We start from the raw sequence: 4,960 nt of genomic DNA, 5'->3' as shown, positions 1-4,960 counted from the left end.
AAAAAAATTAGTATCTAATAATGCTGTTGCTCTTGCCGCATCTACAGGTTGAGAGAAAAAGTATCCCTGACCATATTCACATCCTAAATTCTTGAGTTGAGTCAACTGTTGCTCTGTTTCTATGCCTTCTGCTATCACATCTAATCCCAGACTATGAGCTAATGTAATCACTGCTCGCACAATTTCACAATTTTCGCCATTAACTCCAATATTCGTCACAAAAGATTTATCTATTTTCAAAGTATTAATAGGGAAACGATGCAAATAACTCAGAGATGAATATCCTGTACCAAAATCATCAACACTTAACTGTATTCCTAACTCTTGCAGTTGAGATAAAACGGTAATAGCAGACTCAGCATTATCCATTACCACACTTTCTGTAATCTCTATTTTCAACTTTTGAGGATTTATACCTGTCTGTTGCAAAATACGTTGAATATGTAAAATTAAGTTATATTGAGAAAACTGTTTACCAGAAATATTCACAGCTACAGTCAGGTCAGTTTGAGAGTAGGTTTTCTGCCATTCTTGGAGTTGACGACAAGCTTCCCACAATACCCACTGACCGAGGGGAATAATCAAACCTGTTTCTTCTGCCAGAGGGATAAATTTTATTGGAGAAATAATACCGCGTTTAGGATGTCGCCAGCGTACTAAAGCTTCAAACCCTAATAATTTACCTGTACATAGAGAAATAATTGGTTGGTAGTTGAGCAAAAAATTATTGGTAACTGGGGAAGCTAAATTTTCTAGCACCTCTACCGCGTGATGCAGCTCATGCTCTAACTGCATCATTTCTGTAACGTGTTTGTGCATGGATCTGGTGAAGACTAAATAACTTCCCTGATTTTGAGCTTTGGATCGATCCATAGCAATATTAGCATCTCGGAGCAGATCGCCCGCCCATTGATAATCATCTGAACTGATGACAATACCGATACTAGCAGTAATGAAGAGTCTCTGAGTATGGAATTCTATAGGTTGAGCGATCGCTGTTTGTATGAGAGTTGCTAACCCTATGGCATCTCCTTGATCGTAAACGTTCTCTAGGAGAATAACAAACTCATCACTACCTATTCGTGCTACTGTATCTATTGCTCGCAAACAAATTTGGATTCTTTTGGCAATTTCAATTAAGAGTCGGTCTCCCATAGAGTGGCCGTGACTTTCATTAATTATTTTAAATCTATCTAAGTTAATAGTGAGTACAGCAAATATATAATTGGGGTTTTTGCGCGTGCGTGCCAATGCTTGCTGTATTCGTTCCATTAATAAAGCTCTATTTGGCAAATCTGTGAGGCTATCATAAAAAGATTGATACAGCAGTTTATCCTCTGCTGATTTTCTTTCTGTTACATCGTGGCAGTTGATGACAATTCCCTGAACTGATTTATCATCCAGTAAATTCATTGCTACTGCTTCAAATACACACCAACTACCATTTTTATGGCGGACTCGATATTCATCTAATCCCCTGCGTGTTTTCGGATGCTGTTTTACTTCTTCTATTACCTGTTTCATCCACCACCGATCGTTGGGGTGAATTAACTCTAATACAGATTTACCTATTAATTCTTTACAAGTGTAACCTAAAATTCTTTCTTGGGAGGGACTAAGGTATTGGTAAATGCCATTTTCGTCTAAAATTTGGATAATATCTGTACTATTTTCAATTAGCGCTCGAAATCTTTGCTCATTTTCTCGCAGTTGTTTCTCTGCTTGCTTACGCTGGGTAATATCTGCACTAATAGCAACAAATCCTACTACTTGCTTTTTTGTATCTTCGATTGCATCTATTCGGAGAAAAATCTGGATTAGGCGATCGCTACGACTACGACAGGAAACTTCACCATTCCATGATTTTCCATTTTTCATAGTGTCAGATATTTGTTTCGCTGCTCTCTCATCTGTTATCAAACTTAGTAACCCACCATTAGCGTTTAATTCTTCTACTGTGGCGTAATCAAAAAGTTGAGTAAATGCTGGATTTTGATAGATGTGATTACCACTAGCATCGGTCATACTAATCGCTTCGCTGCTACTTTCTACAGCTTTACCTGTCAATGCTAGGGCTGTTTCTGTTTGTCGCAGTTCTGTAATATCAAGTCCAACAGTACATGCTGATTTACCCTGATTGTATTTTTGAGCAACTATAAGATATTGACCTAAAGATGATGTCATTTCTTGTATAGTAACTGTGGAATTACTACCAAAAAAATTACGTACAAATTTGGGAAATTCTGCATTATATTCACTCATAAAACCAATCTTTTTACCAATAAATTCTTCTGGAGATAATTTGTAAATTTCAGCTAAATGTGTATTCACTCCTAAATAATATAAATCTGAGCTAATCCAAGAAACTAATCCTGGTATTGCTTCTAAAAGTGTTTGTAATTGTTCATCTGTTTCTGTAACTGTAGAGTGTTTTTTTTGTGATTGAATATTGGAATCTATCACTTGAATATTATGAGGAATCAAGATGACTTTATCTTTACTAATGGGATAAATTATAGCGTTAATTTTTACATTTTGTTCTTCTATATAAGATATTTTTTCTATTTCAACCGGACGATTTGTTTGTAAACAAATTTGAACATGATTGCTCAAAAAGTTTTTATGACTATTTTCAATAACTTGACATATTTTCTGAATTTCTAGATATTTATACTCTGAGAAGCCGACTTCTGTATTTACTGGAAGACTTTTTAAAAAACACCCTGTTTGATCTAACACCCATATACAATTATTCATGACAGGAAACATAATTAGATATATCAGTATAATTTTTTATACATCTTAAGTAGGTTGAGTATCTTGCCCTATACTTAATTAATTAACTGACTCAAGGCTTATAGGTATAGTACAGAATTACAAAAATCAAGTTTTTTGAGACGTGAGAATGCCATATCGAATACTAATAGTTTTTAGTATCATCACTTTAGTGGAGTATTTTTCGGTACTATTAAGTAGATCGGTATTAAAATTTTCGCTATGTAACAAAATGTAAATTTACTCTCAAATCAACTGTAGATTGGAGTTTTGAGTTGATTTACAAAACTTAACTATTATTAAGTTTTTTTTGTGCGTACCTACTTAATAATATTCTTTAAGTCAGTTAAGTCAGTTCTTTCTATACTTATAACCTTTATTAGAAGCATTTACTCTTGCTATAACTTCTAGATTATTCGTATATTGGTTCAATCCGGAGTCAGTTTAGCTATAGGTAATTGCAGATATAGTTTATCCCTAATGAATATATTTATAGAGCATACAATTATGTTATCACAAAAAAAATATACTGTCAATGAAGGTAATTCAAACTTAAAATCTATTCTTCATTTTTTTAGATTCTCAAATGTAAGTAACTAATGTCGCTACTCAGAAGTTAAAAGTTAAAATTTAAAAGTCAAAAGTATTGATTTGTAATTGTTTGATAATTTTGTAAGTAGTTAGTTATTTTCGCCATCTTGCACTAATACTTTTCAAATGATTTTAATGTTGTTAAAGCTAAGTTAATTAGGGCTTGGTGAATAAATCTAAAAGTCTTTGCAGATAAAGGTAAGTGCCTTTTTAGGTCTTGAAAAAGTACCTGGTCTTTAACTCTAATTGCTCAAAAAGGAGCGTATTTTGGGCAACATAGGGTAAGAACAATCTTGGGAAGATTCTTCTGACTACCTCTTCTATAATTCCCATTCCTCCTGACTTCACCGATTCACCGATTCTGGCTCCTACCCTTACCACTCATACTTTTTCAGCCAACCCTAATTAGCAATATTTTCTGACGAATAGAAAATTACGTATACTGCATATATATTGATTTCAGTTGTGAGTAGCATAATTTAATGAGATGAAGGTCGGGAGAGTATAAAGATCGACAAATAACTTTGGTGTTACATATTTGCACAAATATTTTTCTTGAGTGCGTCTTAAATTTTGAGTAAATCCCAGAATTACGCATTCACTTGTTTTCAAAGGTTAATACAAGTTTTTTTTAAAGCTCGACACATGGCTGTCCGACTCATCCAATTTCCCATTTTCAGCGCCAATAATTCACTAATTATACTATGGTTGCATCTGGATTTTCCGAGGCCAGTTATCTTCAATTTAATTCTGCATTTGCCAGACGACTAAACTTTGTTTTTCCTAGGTTTTAATGATTGTAAATTTTCATCTGTTTTTTGTTACTTGGTAAGCATTTCCTGTGGAATGATTCACTGCAGGATGCTACGCAAACGCAAACAGCTATTAGCTATCATATCTCAGCAAAAAAAGGAGATTGTAATGAAAAAAGACTGTTTTAAACTATTTTAAAATATTCATTCTTGACTTAAAAATGATAATAATTTTAAGAAATTTCCTACAATTACATCCTGATTATCTTCTGTTAAAATAGGCACATGAATAAAAATACATTTACTTTTCAAACAATTCAGTTCTAGATATTTTAAGACTGAATAATACAAACCTTCACAAACAAATTTTCCAGCATCATTACTAATTTCAGTCATATCCAAACCTACAACTAACTCTGCTAAATCAATAGAAGTTTTCATCACCACTTCTCCACAACTAGCTTGAGATTCTATTGTAAGAATTTCCCTTTTTTCTGCCATACCACAACAAATAATCAAATCAGGCTTAATCTCTTCTATTTTATGAATAACAGTCTTTGTAGCTACCTGTACATCAACAGGCAACTTTCTTAAAAAAATTAACGAATAATTCTTGCAATTTTGCAAAAATATTAGACCAAGTAAATCATCAGAAGAATTAGATTTATGGTGAGGTTTCCATATATCAAATGATGTCAGTAAAACTTTGATTTTCATTCTTCAAACAAAGATAAAATAAAAAAATGTGTAAATTATCAGCAAAGGCAGAAGGCAGAAGAGAATCTGACTCCTGACCAAAAAATAAGGTCTCAAGCCTCCCCTTTCAAGGGGATGAAAAAGCG

2 protein-coding genes are annotated in these 4,960 nt (G+C 33.3%); both read right to left on the bottom strand.

What is annotated here, in order from left to right; genetic code table 11:
• Positions 1 to 2,757 (bottom strand): EAL domain-containing protein (locus AC3DU7_RS21035; protein WP_488041254.1); only part of this gene is annotated, 2,757 nt, incomplete at its 3' end.
• Positions 2,758 to 4,322: 1,565 nt separating this feature from the next.
• The gene (locus AC3DU7_RS21030) at positions 4,323 to 4,835 is read right to left on the bottom strand and encodes a pyroglutamyl-peptidase I family protein (protein ID WP_488041253.1); all 513 of its coding nucleotides are present in this window, start codon (positions 4,833 to 4,835) and stop codon (positions 4,323 to 4,325) included.
• Positions 4,836 to 4,960 lie beyond the last annotated feature (125 nt).

Source organism: Okeania sp. (genome assembly GCF_983059655.1).
The sequence above is the reverse complement of the archived record's forward strand: the minus strand, read 5'-3'. Positions and strand labels throughout refer to the sequence as shown.

Bases quoted from the DNA above. Each gene is read 5' to 3' on its own strand.
- AC3DU7_RS21030 (WP_488041253.1), bottom strand. From the start codon at position 4,835: ATGAAAATCAAAGTTTTACTGACATCATTTGATATATGGAAACCTCAC.